This is a genomic window from Metabacillus sediminilitoris (genome assembly GCF_009720625.1).
Taxonomy (GTDB): domain Bacteria; phylum Bacillota; class Bacilli; order Bacillales; family Bacillaceae; genus Metabacillus; species Metabacillus sediminilitoris.
The window spans coordinates 5,167,180-5,186,579 of sequence record NZ_CP046266.1 but is presented as its reverse complement, the minus strand read 5'-3'; the positions used below and the strand labels follow the sequence as shown (position 1 = coordinate 5,186,579).

The following is a 19,400-nucleotide window of genomic DNA, read 5'->3' as shown; positions in this document are numbered from 1 at the left end:
TACCCAACATGCACAAACTTCCTATATACCCTATGAAGGAATTTAGGGAGGTCATCACTCATGAAAAAAGCAATCACAAAAATAGCATGCGTTGATACATATGAATCACTCACCACATTCTCAACAATTGAAGACTTAAACCAATCCATCTATAATCACATCACGCACTACAATGAAAATCTATCACCAACAATGATTACGATCTTAAAGCTCTTAGGAAGATACAGTATCAAGTATCTGGGCGTTTCCTTTCTAACAAAAAATAAAATTGGCGAACTGGTCGGGAAAAGTAGACGGACCATTATTCGCGTTTGCCATGAGCTAGAGAACTTAGGAATCATTAAGCAATATCCTCTAAAACGGGGCAGTGATCAGCAGCAAACATCGAATGCCATTGTTATTCAGCCATATGTTGAACAGGTTGAAAATAAGAATGTCACACAAGACAAGCAAGAAAATGTCACACCAAAAACCAATTCTTCTTCTTTAAACAATCTAAAAGATCTTAATACGTATGATGGTCCTATTCAGCTGCCATACCAATCATTTCGTAACATGTGTCATTGCTTTACAAAAGAGAAAAAGATCGTTAATCGCCTTTATGGTGTTTATTTAGGTCAAATCAAACATATCAAGCCATTCTATGATGAAAAAGTGTTGCTTGATCTCGGGATATTAGCGATAAAACTCGCGTTTCAAGCTACAAAGAGGAAAAAGATCGATAACCTTTTTGGCTATTATAACGGTGTATTGGATCAATTGTTTACAAAGCTATATTTTGAGGATATGAAGGGAAATCATTGGAGTGTAGAGGAGGATGTTTGTTAATTTCTATAGACCCAAACTTTAGGATCTATCATTTTGAAAATGAGTTGATGAACCTTCTATTTACAGGCTCATCCGTCATTATTTGGTAAATACCAATGCATGGATTTTAAAAAAAGTAAACTTTTTACATGGTGGATTTAGGCTTCCAAGTTTTATTGTTAACAATACTATGTATGGTATGTCTGCTAACATTATACTCTTCAGCGAGCTTTCGTATCGATATGCCATTTTCTGTTGTATAACGTATTCGAATTTCTTTGACGTTTTCTGCAGTTAGGTGTGAGCGGCTCATATTTGTTTTACAGACTAACATAGGCTGCTTTCTTCTCATCTCATCTAATTTTGATCCAAGAAGGGTTTCTTTAATTTTTGCTTTGGTCGCAATGGATCTAGCTTTACCTAATTTCGCCTTTGATAAGTTTTCTTTATGCTTTTTTGACAGCTTACGCCCTTTCATTGCGATGCTGATCTTTTCAGCTCTAGATAAATCTTTCATTTTGTTCTCCCTATAAGACCGATAATGTAAAAAATTAAGGTTGTATTCTAAGTTTGTTAATTTGTATTATAACCAATTTTTAGGTGAATAGTATTGATTTTAATCGGGAAATTTTGGATAAAATCAGATTGCCTTAGATGGATATGTACTACCAAAAAAAAGGGTACATACGTATATGCACCCACCATAAAACTATTCAAACTGAACTTGCCACTTCTCCGGTACAATCATCGGCTCCTTCCTGCCTAATAAATGCAATACCATCTGCGACACTAAAGCACCAGGCCCTAATGCTTGGCCAACACTAATCGTTGGAATCGTTTTATTTGCAATCCACTCAGCAATTTTTTCTTCCGTCGCATAGCTTGGCAGATAGCTGGCATAACTGGAGGCAGGGAAGATCATTCCTCTTATATCATCAATCGAGCAATTTTCTGGAATCCCGATATAGTCCTCTACATTCATTCCGTTAGGTGAAAATGTTAAAACAGAGGTACCAAATCCTAAAGCAACAGCTGTTGTAATAAATAATCCTTTTTGTCGTGCCTGGCGGTGCAGCACAACGGCTTCCGGCAGGCAGAAGTAATCAATGGCATCAATGACATAATCTGCACCTTCAAGAAACGCTTCAACATTTTCTTCGTTGACTCCTTCTGTGAATAAAGTAATCTCTAAATCTGGATTAATCGCTAATAGATGATCTTTTAGCGCTTCGACCTTCAGCATACCAACTGTACGATGTGTTGCCGCACATTGGCGATTTATATTTGATTCATCAAAAGTATCCGGATCAGCTAATGTTAATTTGCCAACACCCATTCGAGCTAGTAGTTCAGCAGCAAAGCCGCCAATGCAGCCACATCCAGCAATCGCAATTGTTGTTCCGTGTAATCGGCTTACTTCTTCTTCTGACATAATTCCTAGGTTTCTAGTAAACTGTTCTTTAATCATTAGCGTAATACCTCCATAACTTGTTTATCTGATTCCATTAAAAAAGTATATAATGTTGGTCTTTGTTCTTTAATTTGTTTGATTGCTTCTTGGAGATCGACGACACATGGGACGGTTAGCGAACCTAAATAGATTTTTGGTACACCAATTTCTTTGAAAATCGAGCTGAAAATGCGGTTTAAGTACCGAAAGACGCGTTCATCAATACAGGCGATCCAATGTGTAATGCCGTTTTGATTTGAATAATGAAAAATGGTTCGGATCAAATGGACGCCAACTTCATGTTTTGGTAGTTTTGTAAAGGCACTTATTTCTACATAACTGTTTTCTTTTAATTTCATAAGCCGGCCATAATTTAGATCATAGATTTTAAAGTTTTTCATTGTAGGCAGCTGCCCGATCGGCTTAAAGATGAGACGTGTCACGCCAACGACTTGATTGATTGATGTTTCTTGCGCGATAAAATAAAGGGAGTCCTGTTCATAAGGATCCTTTTCACCTTCTTTAAAAAATCCTACCTCCTGATAACGCTTCTGATGAAGGGCGATTGCCTCCTCTCTGATTTTGTTTTTTGCTAGACCAAAATAATACTGAGGGGTGTTTTCCATGCGACATCTCTCCTTATAAATTGTCATTTTTTAGTGCAATTTAACTATATAGGAGAAATGATTACTTTTGTTTGTCAAAAATCGCCAACACTCTACAAAATCAGATAACGGGTAATGGGGAATGATGGTATAATAATGGTATTTATTTTAGCTGGGAGATATCAATATGTTGGAATTAGAGAAGAAACTATACAATGAATATTTCCAGGAACATCGTACAAAGGTTACGACCTATTTGTTTTGGATCAATGCAATCTTTTTACTATTAAGCTGTACATGGAACTTTCTATTTTTAGTCTTTCAATTAGCGTATTCCCGGGCGAATTTTCCAGCATTACTAGGTTGCTTAGGGATTCTGTTTTTACTAGGAATCGTCAATCACTTTGTCAAAATACCTTCGAAAATCAATCAGTATTTCATGTTGGCGTATTGTGCGGGTTTAATAACGGTTCTTTATTTTGAATCAGGATATAGTGAGTCATGGTCCTTTTTTCTCCTTTTACCATTATTAGGAGGACTTTATGGTGAAAAGAGAATTCTTTTCTATTATTCGTTTCTAGGTCTCGGCATTCTATCGTATTTAAGTTTTGCATCGCCAACGAGTTTGTACACACCAGATAGTATTGATATTTCCAACAGGATATTGGTTTATATCATTCTCGCTACGTTAAGCTTTTTCGTCTTAAAGACTCTCCACATCATTTATATGAAACAAGTCAATCTCGTTCTTCAATCGATGCAGATAACAATCGAAGAGGTTGTTAACAGCTTTATCGTTGCGGTGGAAGCAAAGGATCTATATACGTTTGGGCATAGTGAACGTGTTAGTATGTATGCTGTCGCTCTCGCAAAGTATCTGCCGGAATGCAGCAAGGAATGCTTAGAAAAATTGAGATTAACTGGGCTGCTTCATGATATTGGAAAAATCAATATCCCTGAAGCGATACTATCAAAAGAAGGAAAGCTGACAGATGAAGAGTATGAAGTGATTAAAACACATCCTGTTGTTGGCGCAAGAATGGTGGAGCGAATTGAAAGGCTGCAAGAATTAAAAGACGGCGTCCTCTATCATCATGAACGTTGGGATGGGAATGGGTATCCAACAAAACGTAAAGGGGAGGACATCCCGTTAGAAGCTAGAATCTTAGCGATCGCAGATGCATTTGACGCCATGACAAGCAATCGTTCTTATCGAAAAGGATTAACCGTTGATGAAGCATTCCAAGCTCTTGAAGAGGGGAAAGGGACTCAATTCGATCCACAGCTCATAGATGTTCTCCAAAACGTGAAGGGTGAGTTTAGGAACATCTATCAAAAAGCGAACGACCCGATAAAGGAGTTTGAGTCATTGACGGATTTGTTTTAGAAAAAATTGATTGTTTATGAGCTCTTTTGCAACTTTGAAGGGGAATCTTGCAACTTGTCCGATAATCTTGCAACTTTTTATGATATTTTTGCAACTCCAAGATATAATCTTGCAACTTCTTTATTTTTTCTTGCATTCTACAAATTCCATTAAATAAAACAACGCCGCCTTTTTGCGGCGTTTTCTCTATTTCCTCAAAAACGATGCTTCGATTAAACCAATATATTCTTTTACCGCAATAGCTCCATTACTCTGATTCGATGGTGCAAATTGAAGAGGATATAAGTCAATCTTTTTACTAACCAAGTATCCCGTTGGATAAGCTTCTACAGCAACGCCTTCATTCTCAAAATGTTGAACAGCACGTTGCATATGAAAGGCAGATGTAATTAAAATAGGTTTTTCAAATTGATGCTTTTCTAGTAATTCGGCAGTGAACTTCGCATTCTGTTCTGTATTTAAACTGCGATCTTCCATATAAATATCGTTGGGGTTAACACCTAAACTGACAAGCAACCGTTTCGCAATTTCCGCCTCATTCCCGCTATCTTGGAAAACCTGTCCTCCAGATACGATGATCGGAAGCTTCGTCTCATTGTATAGTTGAACAGTTGAGATCAATCGACTAGATGCAGCACCAGATAAATGTCCTTTCCCGTTTAGATCATGAGTATCATGAGTAGCCCCACCCCCAAGCATCACAAGAACATCTCCATCTAAATTTTTCGGCACACTATATTTCTGTTCAAGTGGGAGAAGCAACAGCTGGCCTGTGATCGGGATCACGTATAGATAATTGACAATGGCAATGGAAAGGATCCACTTAAAAAGAAGCTTATTTCGTTTAAATGTAAAGTAACTAAGGATAAAAAGTGCCGTTGGGAAAATACCAGGCGGTGTGAAAAAGCTATAAATAAATTTAATGATATATACCATACAAAGGTTCCACCTTTTTAGAAAGGATTCATACAAGAAAAGTATAATACAAATTTTGTATGGCATGGCCTGAAAATTTCGTGCCTTTAATTAAATGTTTGTTGAAAGAGTACCTCTTTATTGAACCATTTCCCAATATCATTAAATCTACTATTCTTCTATTGAACCACATCTCACATCCATTTATTGAACCAAGTTCATTTTTCCGCCCTCTGGTGTAAACCACGCGAAAAGGGCATGTAATAAAAAATGGTTTTCCCTGTATGATTGGCAAAAAAAGTGGGTTGAAAAATAATTTTTTGGGGTAAAAATTAGTAACGACACCCATGACTGCGTTTTCATTTTCGAATAATATAGCAATCAAAGATAGGAGGCGGTTTTAATGTCGTTGATATCTAAGATACTATATGTTTGGCATCATATCAGAAGGAATTACCATCAGGAGCTGCTTGAAAGTTGCCTTGATCGTAACTTAAAAGCTAAATTAAGAAATAAACTCGATTATCACAAAAAGAAAGAAGATCAGTTAAGATCATTGAAAGCATCAGTATAGATGCTTTTTTTATGTAATGAAGCGTTGACCAAATATATAATTTCTAGACTGGATCATAAAAAAGTCGAATCCTTATCGTAAAGGGAATCGACTTTTTTTATCTAGATTATTTGGCTATATTATTTCTTACTACTCCAATCGCAGCACAACATCCTTTAAAGTATCAACCGTGCCAACATTTCCCGGAAAGATAATATAAGGGATAAAAGGAAATTTACTTTCAGCCGATGTTTTCCAGACAGGAACGCCTGGGGCAATTTGACCAGCAACGATTGCGCGTTTGACTCCTAAGCCTTTTGTACCGATATCACTTGATGTGATTCCGCCCTTTGCAATGAGGTAACGAGGCCTGATTGCAAAATCCCGTACAATGCTTGTGACAGTATCGGAAATTTTTACGGAAAGCTTAAGCTCTTCTTCTTCCATGTTTTCGCCTAAATCTAAACGTTCTCTTTTGGTGTAAATGACGGTTGTGATTCCTTGTGAGACTTTATTTTCTGCTTCGTGGCGAACGCGGGTTACTTCAGTGCTGAAAGCTTTTTGATTTAGGACAAGGTGACAATCGAATTCGATAAAGTGAAGTCCTGGTAATGGGTAAAGCGTTCTTAATTGTTCTGTTGTTTTTTGGACATGTGAACCGACAACGATTAATCCGCCATGATCGATCGCGTCATCAATGATTTCCTTCGTTTATATGTTAGTTTGATAGATCAGAAGACTAAGTGTAGAAAGTGCTAACAAAATAATGTTTATTGAAAATGAATACACAGATCCGTGCTGGATACCCAACTAAATGGCAGCGTACTGCCTGTCTCATCCTATTAATATAACAACCATTGCTGGTGTATGACAGATATCTGTTAAGGAATAGTGTAGATTCCTCTCTATAAAGGGTATAGATAAACCAGTGTCCCCGGTTACAAACCGAATGACACTAGTTATTCTTTTATGATTTTACGACCAACTTTTGGTCACTAAGAAACTTTGCAATCGAAAACGATGAGGCACCAAGGGCACTAGAGTATGTGCCTAAGGAAGAAAAGCGAATGTTTGTGTTGCTTCTATGGTAAGTGGACAGACGCTCGGTTAAGATCCGATTGATTGGATTTGTGATCCAGTTTTCTAAAAGAGCCATGCGGTTTCCGATGATGATCATTTCAGGGTTAAATGTATTGATGATATTGGTCAATCCAATTCCAATATGTTCACCAATATTATTTAATAATTGCAGAACTTTTCGGTTGCCTTTTCTTGCTTCATTCAGGATGGTGTCAATCGAAATGTCTCCATCTATAGAACCCGCTAATTTGCTTTCTTCTAATAAAGCACTTTCAGATGCGTACAATTCCCAGCAGCCGCTATTTCCGCACGGACATTTTTTTCCATTAGATTCGATTGTAAGATGACCCATTTCTCCTGAAATACCTGATGTGCCGGTGTAGAGGGTGTTATTGATAATGATCCCGCCGCCAATCCCGATTCCGATGCTTAGATAAATTAAATTGGCGATGTTTTTCCCAGCTCCGTATAGTTGCTCGCCATAACAGCCAGTATTTGCTTCATTTTCAACCTTTGTTGGAATGTTGAACTTATTTTCGATGATTTGTTTTAGGTCAATTTGGCGCCATTTTAGATTTGGAGCAAAGAGTATGTTTTCATCCCTATCGATCATTCCAGGCACACCGATGCCGATTCCTACTATTCCATAAGGACTTTCCGGCACGGACTTGATAAGTGCTTCGATGATTGAACATATCTCATTCATGACATATTCAAAATCAGTTTCTTTCAGAGGGATGTTCATTTCCTCAATGATATTCCCGCTTAAATCTGTTAATACGCCTAGTAGATAATTTACACCTAAGTCAATTCCAATCGAATAGCCAGCTAAATTATTAAAATAAAGCAATACTGGTTTTCGCCCGCCGCTGGACTGTCCGGCTCCAATTTCGTAAACGAAGGAATCGGTGATTAGTTCTGAAACCATCGTCGATACTGTTGCTTTGTTTAAGCCTGTGTCCTTCGAAATTTGGGCGCGTGATACAGGGCCGTTTTTTCCGATATACGTAAAGACGATGGACTTATTGATTTGTTTGACAAGATTCTGATCGCCGGTCTGTAACGTTTTCATTTTTCCTCCTTATAAGATTTCTTTTTTTCATAGTAACATAAACACTTGGTTTATCACAGTAGGAAATGCATAAAGTTTGTTTAATCGCTAATACAATGTGTAGTAATTTTCAGCCTTTCCTGAATAATTATCATGTTGATTTAGAAAAAACCATCTCTTTTTAAGTGGTTTTTATGAATTTTTTTAAGAAAAATATTGACAACGTTTACACGACGGGAGTAAACTTAGTTTAAACATTAAACAAAGTTAATGTCATTCAAAATAAGTAATCGATAAAACGATAAACAAAACACTTTCTAGGAGGAAATGAGCTATGACATACTTTTCTACTATTAATAAAATCAATTTTGAGGGAGCAAAATCTACAAATCCACTTGCGTTTAAATTTTACAATCCAAGCGAAAAAATTGGCGATAAAACAATGGAAGAATATTTACGTTTTGGTGTAGCATACTGGCATACATTTACTGCTGATTTATCAGATCCATTTGGTGCTGGAACGGCTGATCGTCCATGGGATAAATTTAGCGGCTTAGACTTAGCGAAGGCTCGAGTTGAAGCAGCGTTTGAATTCTTTGAGAAGCTTGGTGTTCCTTATTACTGTTTCCATGATGCTGATATTGCACCAGAAGGAAGTAATTTAAGAGAAACATATAAGAATTTAGATATCATTGTTGCGATGTTGAAAGATTACATGAAAGACAGCAAGACGAAATTACTTTGGAATACGGCAAATAACTTTTCGCATCCGCGTTTCGTACATGGTGCTGCTTCTTCTAACCATGCAGATGTGTTTGCTTACTCTGCAGCAAAAGTGAAAAAGGGGCTGGAAATCGGTAAAGAGCTTGGTGCAGAAAACTATGTATTCTGGGGCGGCCGTGAAGGATATGAAACATTACTTAATACAGATATGAAACTAGAAATGGATAATCTTGCTCGTTTATTCCATCTAGCTGTTGATTATGCAAAAGAAATCGGTTTTGATGCACAATTCTTAATTGAACCTAAACCAAAAGAGCCTACTTCACACCAATATGATTTTGATGTTGCAAGCGGGTACGCTTTCTTACAAAATTACGATCTGCAAAATCATTTCAAGTTTAATATTGAAGCAAACCATGCGACATTAGCTGGTCATACATTTGAGCATGAACTTCGCTATGCACGTATCCATGGTATGTTAGGTTCTGTTGATGCAAACCAAGGTCATCCTTTATTAGGCTGGGATACGGATGAGTTCCCAACAGACTTATACTCTACAACACTTGCAATGTATGAGATTATTAAAAATGGCGGTTTAGGCAGCGGCGGATTAAACTTCGATGCGAAGGTTCGCAGAGGTTCATTTGAGCCGGAAGATTTATTCCATGCACATATCGCAGGTATGGATAGCTTTGCAGTAGGGTTAAAAATTGCGCAAAAATTAATTGATGATAACGTATTAGACGGTGTTGTTCAAGATCGCTATAAAACATTCACAGAAGGCATTGGCCTTGATATTGTTCAAGGAAATACGGACCTTAAAAAATTAGAAGATCATGCATTAGGCTTATCAGAGATTAAATTAGAGTCTGGTAAATTAGAAAGAATCAAAGCGAAAATCAACCAATATTTGCTAACGTTTTACGCTGGAGAATAAAAAGTAGGCGGGTGTTAAAATGAAATATGTCATTGGTATTGATTTAGGGACAAGTGCAGTTAAGATTCTGCTTGTCAATCAACATGGTGATGTTGTACAGGAGCTATCAAAAGCCTATCCCTTAATTCAAGAAAAAACAGGATATAGTGAACAAGACCCGCAAGCTTGGGTAGATCAGACAGTTTCTGGACTGTCTGATCTTCTCAAGGACTTTAACGGAAATCCTGAAGATATTGAAGGAATTAGTTTTTCTGGACAAATGCATGGTCTTGTCTTGCTAGATGAAAAGAATGATGTTTTACGGAATGCTATTCTTTGGAATGATACGAGAACAACGGAACAATGTAAACGTATTTATGAGATCGTTGGCGAGAAACGCTTGCTTGATATTACAAAGAACCCAGCATTAGAAGGCTTTACGCTGCCGAAAATTTTATGGGTAAAGGAAAACGAGCCTGAGGTTTTCGAAAAAGCGAAAGTGTTTGTTCTTCCTAAGGATTATGTACGCTATAAGCTGACAGGCAGCCTGCATATGGAATACTCTGATGCGGCTGGAACGCTTCTTTTAGATGTTCGCAAGCAGGAGTGGAGTAACGAAATATGTGAGCTGTTAGAGATTGATCATCATCTTTGCCCGCCATTAGTTCATTCACATGATGAGGTGGGGACAATTTCTCCTGAAATCGCAAAGAGAACGGGTCTTTCTGAGTCCGTTCGCGTGTTTGCAGGCGGAGCAGATAATGCATGCGGGGCAATTGGCGCAGGCATTTTAGAAGATGGAAAAACGCTATGCAGCATAGGAACGTCCGGCGTTGTTCTTTCATATGAAGAAAACGGGACGAAGGATTTTCAAGGGAAAGTTCATTATTTTAATCATAGTGCACCCGATGTCTACTATACGATGGGTGTTACATTAGCAGCAGGTTATAGTCTCACATGGTTTAAAGATGTTTTTGCGAAAGAAGAATCGTTTGAAAATCTCTTAGCAAATGTGGGATCGGTTCCAATCGGGGCAAATGGATTGTTATTTACACCTTATATCGTAGGTGAAAGAACGCCGCATGTTGATGCCGAAATACGTGGAAGCTTTATCGGAATGGATGGCTCCCATCAGCTGGAACACTTTGCCCGAGCTGTTTTGGAAGGGATTACGTTTTCACTGAATGATTCAGTCGAGATTTTCCGTGAAAATGGCAAAAACATTGATACTGTTATTTCCATTGGCGGCGGAGCTAAAAATGAAGCGTGGCTCCAAATGCAGGCTGATATATTTAATGCAAAAATTGTTAAGCTATCAAGTGAGCAAGGTCCTGGAATGGGGGCGGCCATGTTAGCTGCATATGGCTGCGGCTGGTTTGCATCCTTACAGGATTGTGCAAAGGAATTTTTGCGAGAAGAAAAAGTGTATGAACCAATTCAAGAACATGTTGAATCATATAGAGGGCTATATGAAATCTACAAAGATATTTATCCGGCAACTACTGGATTAAACAAACGTTTAATGGAATATCGAAATTGAATGATTGCGGTCAAAAGGTAGAGTTGCAAAATTAATAGTGAAAGTTGCAAGATTCACCTTAAGAGTTGCAAAATTAATAGTGAAAGTTGCAAGATTCACCTTAAGAGTTGCAAAAATAAAAGTGAAAATTGCAAGATTCGTATTAAGAGTTGCAAAATTATCTAAGAAAGTTGCAAGGTTAATCATGATGCTTGTCTTTCATAGATGTTTAAGAGGTATTTAAACGGATTGTCGAGACCAATTTTTTCTTTCCGGTCCTTCTTTTACAGTACTCCACGTCAAAGAAGTAATGATGTGGGTGCTGTAAAGGACATCTGTAACGACTAATCATAGAAAGGAAAGCGCTTTACTGGATTGCTTTTTCATCAAGGGAGGGACACATAATTTATGAAAACAAAAAATTACTCTTTCTATATTATAGCGATTACACTCATTGCCACATTAGGCGGATTGCTCTTTGGGTACGATACAGCTGTTATTTCGGGGGCAGAGAGATCGTTACAAATTTACTTAACGGATAGCTTAGGATTAAGTTCATTCGTTCATGGGTTAACTGTTTCAAGTGCATTAATTGGGTGTATTATAGGTGGATTTATTTCAGGATATTTTTCAAATAACTTTGGGAGAAGAAACTCTTTAATTATTGCGGCGGTCTTATTTTTTATATCAGCATTAGGGTCTGGTTTTCCAGAATTTTTATTTTTCACTGCGGGAGAACCAAGTATTGAACTGCTAATTGTGTTTAATATTTATCGAATTATTGGTGGGATCGGTGTTGGTCTGGCGTCAGCAATCGCACCAGTTTATATTGGCGAAATGGCTCCAGCTGAAATTAGAGGTCGATTAGTTTCTTGGTATCAATTCGCTGTTATATTAGGTATGCTCGTTGTTTATTTCGTAAACTGGGGAATTGCCAATGGACAAACAGCGGAATGGATCAATGATACTGGTTGGAGATATATGTTTGCTTCTGAAGCGATTCCAGCCCTAATTTTCGGGGTCTTGTTATTTTTTGCACCGGAAACACCTCGTTATTTAGTATCAAAAAACAACGATCAAAAAGCATTGGCTGTTTTAACAAAGGTAAATGGATCTGTAACAAAATCAAAAGAAGTGCTTAGTGAGATTAAGCAAACCTTATCAACTAGTAGTTCATCATCTGGTAAATTGCTTTCTTACGGCAAAATAGTCATCATTGTCGGGATTTTACTTTCTGTCTTCCAGCAATTTGTCGGGATTAATGTTGCTTTATATTATGCACCGCGAATTTTTGAAAGCATGGGAGCAGGACAGGATGCTTCAATGTTACAAACGGTTGTCATGGGGATCATCAATGTCGTCTTTACGATTATTGCAATTGCTACTGTAGACAAATGGGGCCGTAAACCATTATTAATGGTTGGTTCAATTGGGATGGCCATCGGGATGTTTGGTGTAGCCGGTTTAGCTTATTTTGATATTATCGGTGTTTCCACACTTGTCTTTATTATTATTTATACGGCTTCCTTTATGATGTCATGGGGACCGATTTGTTGGGTACTCTTATCTGAAATTTTCCCTAACAAAATCAGAGGGCAAGCGATGGCGATTGCCGTTGCAGCGCAATGGGCGGCGAATTTCTTTATTTCATCAACATATCCGCCGATGATGGAATTTAGCGGTGCGATGACATATGGATTTTATGGAGTCATGAGTGTATTATCAATGGTATTTGTCTGGAAGATGATTCCGGAAACAAAAGGAAAAACACTAGAGCAATTAGAAAGTATTTGGAGTGCTGATAAAAGTCATACAAGCACACAATCTAAAAAAATCGGATAATCAATAATTGGACGGGGTGAAACAAACCCTGTCCTTTTTAGTAATGGGAGAGTGTTCGGATGTGGATTGAAATGGAACGAGTAAAAGGCAGATGGAAGCTTTACAAATTAATGAATGATCATGGTATGGAAGTACATCTTTTAAACTATGGCGGGATTATGACCAAAATCATTGTTCCTGATAAAAATGGAAAGCTGGAAAATGTCGTTTTAGGCTATAAACATGATCAAGACTATGAATCTAATCCCAACTTTTTCGGTGCAATCATTGGTAGAGTGGCAGGAAGAATTCAAAACGCTTCCTTTTCGCTTGAAGGGAATACCTATTCTTTAGAAGCAAACGAGGGCGGAAACCATCTCCATGGCGGGGCAAGCGGTTTTCATTGTGTTGTTTGGGATGCCGAACCCTTTCAAAAGGATGGGGCGATTGGTGTGAAACTCTCACATTCCAGTGTTGATGGAGAGGGTGGATATCCTGGGAATGTAGAGGCGATAGTTACCTATACATTAAATCAACAGAATGAGTTAATCGTCGATTATGTTGCTACATCTGATAAAACAACAGCCCTTACCATGACAAACCATTCCTATTTTAACTTAAGTGGAAATGGGAAAGAGACGATTCACGATCACCATGTGACCATTCAAAGTCATCAATATGTCGAGCTTGACAAGTCACTTATCCCAACAGGAACAGTATTGCCTGTTGAAAATTCACCATTTGATTTTCGCCAAGGTCGAAAGCTAGCGGATGGGATCCAATCTGATTCACCACAAAATCAACTGGCCAACAATGGGTATGATCATTATTTTCTCTTTGATCAGAATAGCAATGAAAAGGTCATTGTAAAAGAACAAACGAGCGGGCGTGTCCTGACAATCAAAACAGATCAGCCTGGCATGGTAATGTATACATCCAATAATTTGAGTAAAGGCTTTGAATTGGCGGAAGGTCCTTCACGAAAGCATCTAGGTGTTTGCTTTGAAACACAAGCCTCCCCAGCATCATTGCACAACGAAGGATTTCCATCTGTTGTATTACAAGCAGGTGAAGCTTATAAAAAGCAAACCATCTTTTCGTTTGGGGTGGAATGAAACTGGCGTATAAATTTATCCCGACAAAATAGACAGAATGGGACCGACTTGTATAGTTGGTCCCATTCTGTCTATTTTTACTGCTTCTGCAGCTGTGTTGGAAGCATTTGAATCGAGTGATTTAATGTGTCGAGCTTGCTTTCAATCCTATTCAGTAAATATAGGGTAACGATGATCGGAAAGCCGACTTCACTAATGACTGATAACCATTGTTCCATTTGTTCACACCTCTTTTATAATGGAATAAGGGTAAGGGCTGACGCTACATTTCGTTGTCAGCCCTCGATCTATTAAGCAAGTGTAATTTCTGTTACATTACGGTCAACCATTCTCGCTCCTTTTTTAGAGACAAAATCTCCACCTGTTGTAATAAAAATATTAGAAGCTAAGATTTGGTCCATTGCTGTTGAAAGGGCTAGCTGATCAACTGGATCCTTTGGAGAATCAATGTTTACTTTCACTGTTTTTCCCTCTGTATTTAAAAAGTGCAGTTCTAATGTTTTCGCCATCATGTTCACCTCCTCATTTCTGTTTTCCTAATACATCATGCTACGACCTCCATTGCTGGTCGTCACATTAGCTCGTCACTTGATTCGTGTCATTACGTTCAATCGATGATAGTGACTGTGTTTGTAAGCTTGCAATGGCTTGTGCTGCTTGAAGCAATTGATCAGCTGTGGCTGATGTCTTGATGTTGTTGTAATTTTTACGCTTCAAAATCACTTTTCCTTTTTCATCTAAACCCATATCAAAGACAAGACTTAGTTGAGACTCGATTAATACTTGAACCGCCATGTTCTCACCTCCTTTCACCCTATATATAGAAAGAAAGGGGAAGTTGGGTAGCGGGGAATTTATATTTTTTTAAAAAAGATGGGGGTTGGTGGAGTGTTTTTATTCCTATTGTTAACTTTAAGGGTCAAAAGGGGTTGAGGATGAAGGGGAAGGTCGTTCATTAGGGGGATGTGGGATGAAATCAGGTTGAGGGTGGGAGAAGGTCGTTTATTAAAGCTATGAAGGACCAAAAGAGGTCGAGGATCGAGAAAAGGTCGTTCATCGGAGCTATGAAGGACCAAAAGAGGACGAGAATTAAAGAAAAGGTCTTTCATCGGAGCTATGAAGGACCGAAAGAAGACGGGAATCGAAGGAAAGGTCTTTCATCAGAGCTATGAAGGACCAAAAGAGGACGAGAATTGAAGAAAAGGTCTTTCATCGGAGCTATGAAGGACCAAAAGAGGACGAGAATTGAAGAAAAGGTCTTTCATCGGAGCTATGAAGGACGAAAAGAGGCCGAAAATCGAAGAAAAGGTCGTTCATCCGAGCTATGAAGGACCAAAAGAGGGCGAAAATCGAAGAAAAGGTCTTTCATCGGAGCTATGAAGGACGATAAGAGGACGATAATTAAAGAAAAGGTCGTTCATCAGACGATGATTAGGATTGGGTAAAATGAGTGGTTTTATAATTCAGTTTCTTCCTTATTGCTAAAAGTTAGCATAACGTGTTAAAGCTTGGAAATAATAAGCAAGAATGAAATATCGTTCTAGGGAGACCATTATGCAACAACAAAAAATAAGTGCACTTCAACTCTTTTATGTCATAGTGGGATTCGAACTTGGAACCGCGATTATTCTGGATATAGGGGCTGGAGCAAAGCAGGATGCATGGTTGGCAATTCTGATTAGTATGTTAAGTGGTCTGATTCTAATGGGTGTTTTTACACAATTATCACTTTATTATCCGAATGATACATTATTTTCAATGTTACCAAAAATCATCGGAAAGTACCTTTCTTATCCAATTATATTGACTTATCTTTTTTACTTTATCTATTTAGCAGCAACGGTTTGCCGTGATTTCGGGGATTTAATTTCTTCTACATTGTTAGTTGAAACCCCAACAGTCGTAGTGATTGGAAGTTTTATGGTATTAGTGATCTATTGTCTTCGTGGTGGAGTTGAGGCATTTGTAAGAATGGGAGAAATGGTATTTCCACTATACATTATATCTTTGATTGTTATTTGGATTTTATTATTAAGTGTGGAAGATTTTAATCTAAATAACCTTACCCCTATAATGGGAAATGGATTAAAGCCAATTTTGAAAGAGGTATATCCTGGTATTATAAACTTTCCTTTTGGAGAAATGATTATCATTATGATATTTATTCCTTATTTAAATAACAAACAAATAATTAGAAAGGTAGGCATGACTGTAATTTTAGTCGGTGGGTTAATACTTACCATTAATTCAATTTTGGTTTTATCTGTCTTAGGTCCAGAAATTTATGGTGAGCATTGGTTTCCTTTTTTTACAGCTACTCAGATGGTTTCTATTGCAGACTTCCTTGAAAGATTTGATGCATTGGTTATTTTAATGATGGTATCAGGGGTATTTTTTAAAGTTGGGGGTTGTATATTTGGTGCTGCTGATGCAATCTCCCAATTAGTTAAGTTAAATCATACTAAATCGGTACTACTCGGTTTAGGGACCATTATTTCTCCATTATCATTATTAATTGCAACGAATTTTGTTGAATATTTGAAAATTGCATATGATTATTTTATTCCCTATCTTTTCGTGCCACTACAAATAATCGTGCCAATAATACTGCTTTGTATTGCATTTATCCGTAAAAAATTTAACCTTGGTAATTCGTCTACCTGAAGTCAATCTATTATTGAAGATATGTTTAAGATATTTAATTGATTACGATTGAAATGGATCAACTTGCGCATTAGGTATGTGAATCTATTGATCCAAAGAGATATTGAGGTTTTTTCAGTTTCTTTAAGTAAAATCTATCTAACAGGCATTACAGGTTGCTTTATCTAAGGGGGGATGAGGTATGGAAAAACTTCTGAAAAGATTAAAAAATATGAAGTTGAAGAGCATTAAGTGGCCGAAATGATTTATGTCTATTTTGATGGAATTTAGCGAAAATGAATAAATTTGATGGAGAAACTATATCTAATAGTCATAAAATTTTTATACTGTCTGAACATCTTAACCAACAATTTCCCTCGCTTTTTTAATCCCTCTCTTTTCGTTCAATAAACCTGTTGAATATTTTTGTAAGTCCTACCCGAAACTTGTCTAACAAAAAGAATAGATAATGACGTCGATACCTTCTATAATTAAAATGGATTTTCCAATAGATACCATAATTGATCGGTATTTTTAAATTTGAAACTAGTAAACCTGAAATCAATTTCATAGATTGAACAATTTGACACATAGCGAAACTGGAGGAGTGTAATGGGTAAGCTAATTTGTATTGTAACAGTGTTAGTATGTGCAGGATCTATTATTGTTGGGAATATTCACTGGAATAATAAGATATCAGCCAAAGCTGAAATGGTGGAGAACTATAAAGAACCTGCAGTAATAGAGGAAAACGTGATGGGTGCGGAAATTCCTATAAAAGAAGTAGAAGAAAAAGAGAGCGATCTATCTACATATACTCAAAATTTGCCAGAACAACTGCAGAAAAAAATTCAACATGCTTCCACCTCTGGAAAACCAGTACATCTTGTCATCTACGGTTCAGAAAGTACTTCTGCTAAAAAAGGTGCATGGCCTGAGCTGCTTAGGAATCAATTACGATCTACATACGGCGAGAAAGTAATTAAAGTCACGGTTATTTCAGAAGGGGACAAGACCTCCATTGATGTGCTACGTTCAAAATCATACGAAAACGTTAGTAAGCAAAAGCCTGATGTAGTCTTATTTGAGCCTTTTACCCTTAAAGATAATAGCGGAAAAATCCCGATAAATAATCGATTAGGCAGTATAGAAGACATGATTGATTCCTGGAAGACAGCAAATAAAGCTGTAACGATTCTTCTGCAGCCGGCAAATCCAATCTATGGGGCAACATATTATCCGAAGCAAATAAATGAGCTGAAAGAATTTGTTAAAAAACACAACATCGCTTTCATCGATCATTGGGGAAATTGGCCTAATGGGAAGGATAAAAAAATAAAGAATTATTTAACACCGACTAGCATGCCTAATGAAAATGGAAATAAAGTATGGTCGCAATACTTAATCGATTATTTTGTTGCTAAGTAGTATGGCTAGTACCAACTGAAAATATCATATGCAATTTCATTCAGCTTGCATAAAATACCTTCTGTAGGATAAGCCTGAGCCAACATCATAAGTTGGCTTTTTTATATATGAACACACAAAGTAAAGATACGTTTTTAATTAACAACGATAAAAACATATAAAAAGAAAGTGTTTTCATTTATAATAAGGACAAGCTACTTTAAACCAAAAAAGGAGTGTTAATAATGGAGCATCAAGGAAATGTGTTTAACGGAATGATCTGGGGGGCATTGTTAAGTATTCCATTATGGCTTACATTCTTTTTAACTTTAAAACTACTGTTCTAAAAAATAATAATATCTTATAAAGAGCTGATAAAGCTCTTTTTTTATTGCCTTAAAAGGGTGAATTTATTAAGGGGAAAAGACAATTGGAGTTTCCTGATTAACTTTTTAGTACTCACGATCTTTTGGCATGGAAAAATATCGCAACATGGAATTTATTTCATTTGATTGCACATACTATTTTCACTTGGAAATAAAAAGTGTTACATAGAGGTGAACCAATGAGAATTGATATACCAAAAGATCAAATTAATCAACTTCATGAATATAAGGAAGCGCAAGAAAAAATGTCAAAACAGATGATTGATTATTGGTATGATTATTCATCATTTGATACATGGCAATTTTGGGTGATTGTCGGAATGATTATTATTCCACTCGTTATTTTATATCTTTTTATTGATCGTAAAAGAATCTTTTTATTAGGATTTTTTGGATTGAACATTCATATTTGGATGGTTTATATTGATGCAATCGGGACAAGATTTAATTTTTGGGAATATCCATATAAAGCGATTCCTCTCCTGCCTATTCACTTTGGGTTAGACACTTCTTTCGTACCGGTCTTATTTATTTTTTTATATCAATGGACATTAATAAAGCACAAAAATTTCTATATCTATTCTTTTTTAGTAGCTGCTGGTTTAACTTTTCTCTTAAAGCCATTACTTGCTGCCCATCACTTTATGCATTTAAAATCTGGAGCGAACTTTTTTTACTTATTTTTGGGATATATCCTTATTATTTTAATCTCAAAAGGTATAACAAATGTATTTATATATCTTCATACTAAGGAAGAGAAAAGTAAGGATTGAAAAAATAGAGCACTCATAAATTTAGTGTTTTTTATATTGGCTGTTTTCGCAAACTTTATTGCTATTTACCAAGTAATGCGGTGTGGTTGATTGCAGCGAGAGATGCTCACTTTCCGCGGGGCGGGAGGTGATCCTCCTCGGCTGTTAACGCCTGCATGAGTCTCACCTGTCCCGCTGCTCCCGCAGGAGTATCGCAATCTGCTCCAATCAACCTTAAATGGTTTTCGTTTTAAAAACAACAATCTCTAA

Annotated in this window: 18 protein-coding genes and 1 pseudogene; 10 read left to right on the top strand and 9 right to left on the bottom strand. The window is 37.0% G+C overall.

The annotated features are described in order from the left end of the window. Positions 1-60: 60 nt before the first annotated feature. Positions 61-828: a helix-turn-helix domain-containing protein gene (locus GMB29_RS24995; RefSeq protein WP_136352242.1), complete on the top strand. Its 768-nt coding sequence runs from the start codon at positions 61-63 to the stop codon at positions 826-828. Between the two features lie 124 nt (positions 829-952). On the opposite strand, the gene GMB29_RS24990 is transcribed toward GMB29_RS24995, so the two are convergent. The 3 genes from GMB29_RS24990 to GMB29_RS24980 form a co-directional block, all read right to left on the bottom strand. Continuing rightward, positions 953-1,324: a helix-turn-helix domain-containing protein gene (locus GMB29_RS24990; protein ID WP_136352243.1), complete on the bottom strand. Its 372-nt coding sequence runs from the start codon at positions 1,322-1,324 to the stop codon at positions 953-955. A 192-nt stretch (positions 1,325-1,516) separates the two neighbouring features. Beyond that, on the bottom strand, positions 1,517-2,275 hold the full coding sequence (locus tag GMB29_RS24985; RefSeq protein ID WP_136352244.1) for a ThiF family adenylyltransferase: 759 nt from the start codon (positions 2,273-2,275) through the stop codon (positions 1,517-1,519). Beyond that, positions 2,275-2,883 carry an N-acyl amino acid synthase FeeM domain-containing protein gene (locus GMB29_RS24980; RefSeq protein WP_136352245.1) on the bottom strand — a complete coding sequence of 203 codons (609 nt, stop codon included), beginning with the start codon at positions 2,881-2,883 and terminating at the stop codon, positions 2,275-2,277. Before GMB29_RS24980 ends, GMB29_RS24985 begins: the two co-directional genes overlap by 1 nt. Before the next feature lie 166 nt (positions 2,884-3,049). Here GMB29_RS24980 and GMB29_RS24975 point away from each other — a divergent pair, with 166 nt between their 5' ends. Beyond that, the gene (locus tag GMB29_RS24975; protein ID WP_136352246.1) at positions 3,050-4,249 is read left to right on the top strand and encodes an HD-GYP domain-containing protein; all 1,200 of its coding nucleotides are present in this window, start codon (positions 3,050-3,052) and stop codon (positions 4,247-4,249) included. A gap of 186 nt (positions 4,250-4,435) precedes the next feature. On the opposite strand, the gene GMB29_RS24970 is transcribed toward GMB29_RS24975, so the two are convergent. From GMB29_RS24970 to GMB29_RS24960, 3 genes and pseudogenes are all read right to left on the bottom strand, one after another. Beyond that, positions 4,436-5,185 (bottom strand): YdcF family protein, encoded by a 750-nt coding sequence (locus GMB29_RS24970; RefSeq protein WP_136352247.1) that lies wholly within the window; start codon positions 5,183-5,185, stop codon positions 4,436-4,438. 682 nt (positions 5,186-5,867) lie between these two features. After that, a pseudogene (locus tag GMB29_RS24965) lies at positions 5,868-6,425 on the bottom strand (nucleotide-binding domain containing protein); the annotation flags it as partial. Between the two features lie 259 nt (positions 6,426-6,684). After that, complete coding sequence (locus GMB29_RS24960) at positions 6,685-7,869, bottom strand: ROK family protein (protein WP_136352249.1); 1,185 nt, start codon at positions 7,867-7,869, stop codon at positions 6,685-6,687. Positions 7,870-8,182: 313 nt separating this feature from the next. Here GMB29_RS24960 and xylA point away from each other — a divergent pair, with 313 nt between their 5' ends. The 4 genes from xylA to GMB29_RS24940 all read left to right on the top strand — a co-directional run bounded on the left by xylA (position 8,183) and on the right by GMB29_RS24940 (position 13,942). After that, the gene (xylA, locus tag GMB29_RS24955) at positions 8,183-9,508 is read left to right on the top strand and encodes a xylose isomerase (RefSeq protein ID WP_136352250.1); all 1,326 of its coding nucleotides are present in this window, start codon (positions 8,183-8,185) and stop codon (positions 9,506-9,508) included. Between the two features lie 19 nt (positions 9,509-9,527). Next, positions 9,528-11,027: a xylulokinase gene (gene xylB, locus GMB29_RS24950; RefSeq protein WP_136352251.1), complete on the top strand. Its 1,500-nt coding sequence runs from the start codon at positions 9,528-9,530 to the stop codon at positions 11,025-11,027. A gap of 387 nt (positions 11,028-11,414) precedes the next feature. Beyond that, positions 11,415-12,848: a D-xylose transporter XylE gene (gene xylE, locus GMB29_RS24945; protein ID WP_136352253.1), complete on the top strand. Its 1,434-nt coding sequence runs from the start codon at positions 11,415-11,417 to the stop codon at positions 12,846-12,848. A gap of 59 nt (positions 12,849-12,907) precedes the next feature. Next, positions 12,908-13,942, top strand: coding sequence for an aldose epimerase family protein (locus GMB29_RS24940; RefSeq protein WP_136352254.1), 1,035 nt, complete (start codon positions 12,908-12,910; stop codon positions 13,940-13,942). 77 nt (positions 13,943-14,019) lie between these two features. On the opposite strand, the gene GMB29_RS24935 is transcribed toward GMB29_RS24940, so the two are convergent. The 3 genes from GMB29_RS24935 to GMB29_RS24925 form a co-directional block, all read right to left on the bottom strand. Beyond that, positions 14,020-14,160, bottom strand: coding sequence for a YvrJ family protein (locus GMB29_RS24935; protein WP_136352255.1), 141 nt, complete (start codon positions 14,158-14,160; stop codon positions 14,020-14,022). Between the two features lie 72 nt (positions 14,161-14,232). Continuing rightward, positions 14,233-14,451, bottom strand: coding sequence for a DUF2922 domain-containing protein (locus tag GMB29_RS24930; protein WP_136352256.1), 219 nt, complete (start codon positions 14,449-14,451; stop codon positions 14,233-14,235). Positions 14,452-14,518: 67 nt separating this feature from the next. Further along, a complete protein-coding gene (locus GMB29_RS24925) occupies positions 14,519-14,737 on the bottom strand; it encodes a DUF1659 domain-containing protein (protein ID WP_136352257.1) in 219 nt (72 codons plus the stop codon). A gap of 450 nt (positions 14,738-15,187) precedes the next feature. Between GMB29_RS24925 and GMB29_RS27780 the strand changes: the two genes are divergently transcribed. The 4 genes from GMB29_RS27780 to GMB29_RS24910 all read left to right on the top strand — a co-directional run bounded on the left by GMB29_RS27780 (position 15,188) and on the right by GMB29_RS24910 (position 19,151). Continuing rightward, positions 15,188-15,322, top strand: coding sequence for a hypothetical protein (locus GMB29_RS27780; protein ID WP_264766586.1), 135 nt, complete (start codon positions 15,188-15,190; stop codon positions 15,320-15,322). 174 nt (positions 15,323-15,496) lie between these two features. After that, the gene (locus GMB29_RS24920) at positions 15,497-16,606 is read left to right on the top strand and encodes a GerAB/ArcD/ProY family transporter (protein WP_168733793.1); all 1,110 of its coding nucleotides are present in this window, start codon (positions 15,497-15,499) and stop codon (positions 16,604-16,606) included. A 591-nt stretch (positions 16,607-17,197) separates the two neighbouring features. Continuing rightward, positions 17,198-18,013, top strand: a complete 816-nt coding sequence (locus tag GMB29_RS24915; RefSeq protein WP_136352259.1) for an SGNH/GDSL hydrolase family protein — start codon at positions 17,198-17,200, stop codon at positions 18,011-18,013. 544 nt (positions 18,014-18,557) lie between these two features. Further along, positions 18,558-19,151 carry a CBO0543 family protein gene (locus GMB29_RS24910; RefSeq protein WP_227551426.1) on the top strand — a complete coding sequence of 198 codons (594 nt, stop codon included), beginning with the start codon at positions 18,558-18,560 and terminating at the stop codon, positions 19,149-19,151. Positions 19,152-19,400: the final 249 nt, after the last annotated feature.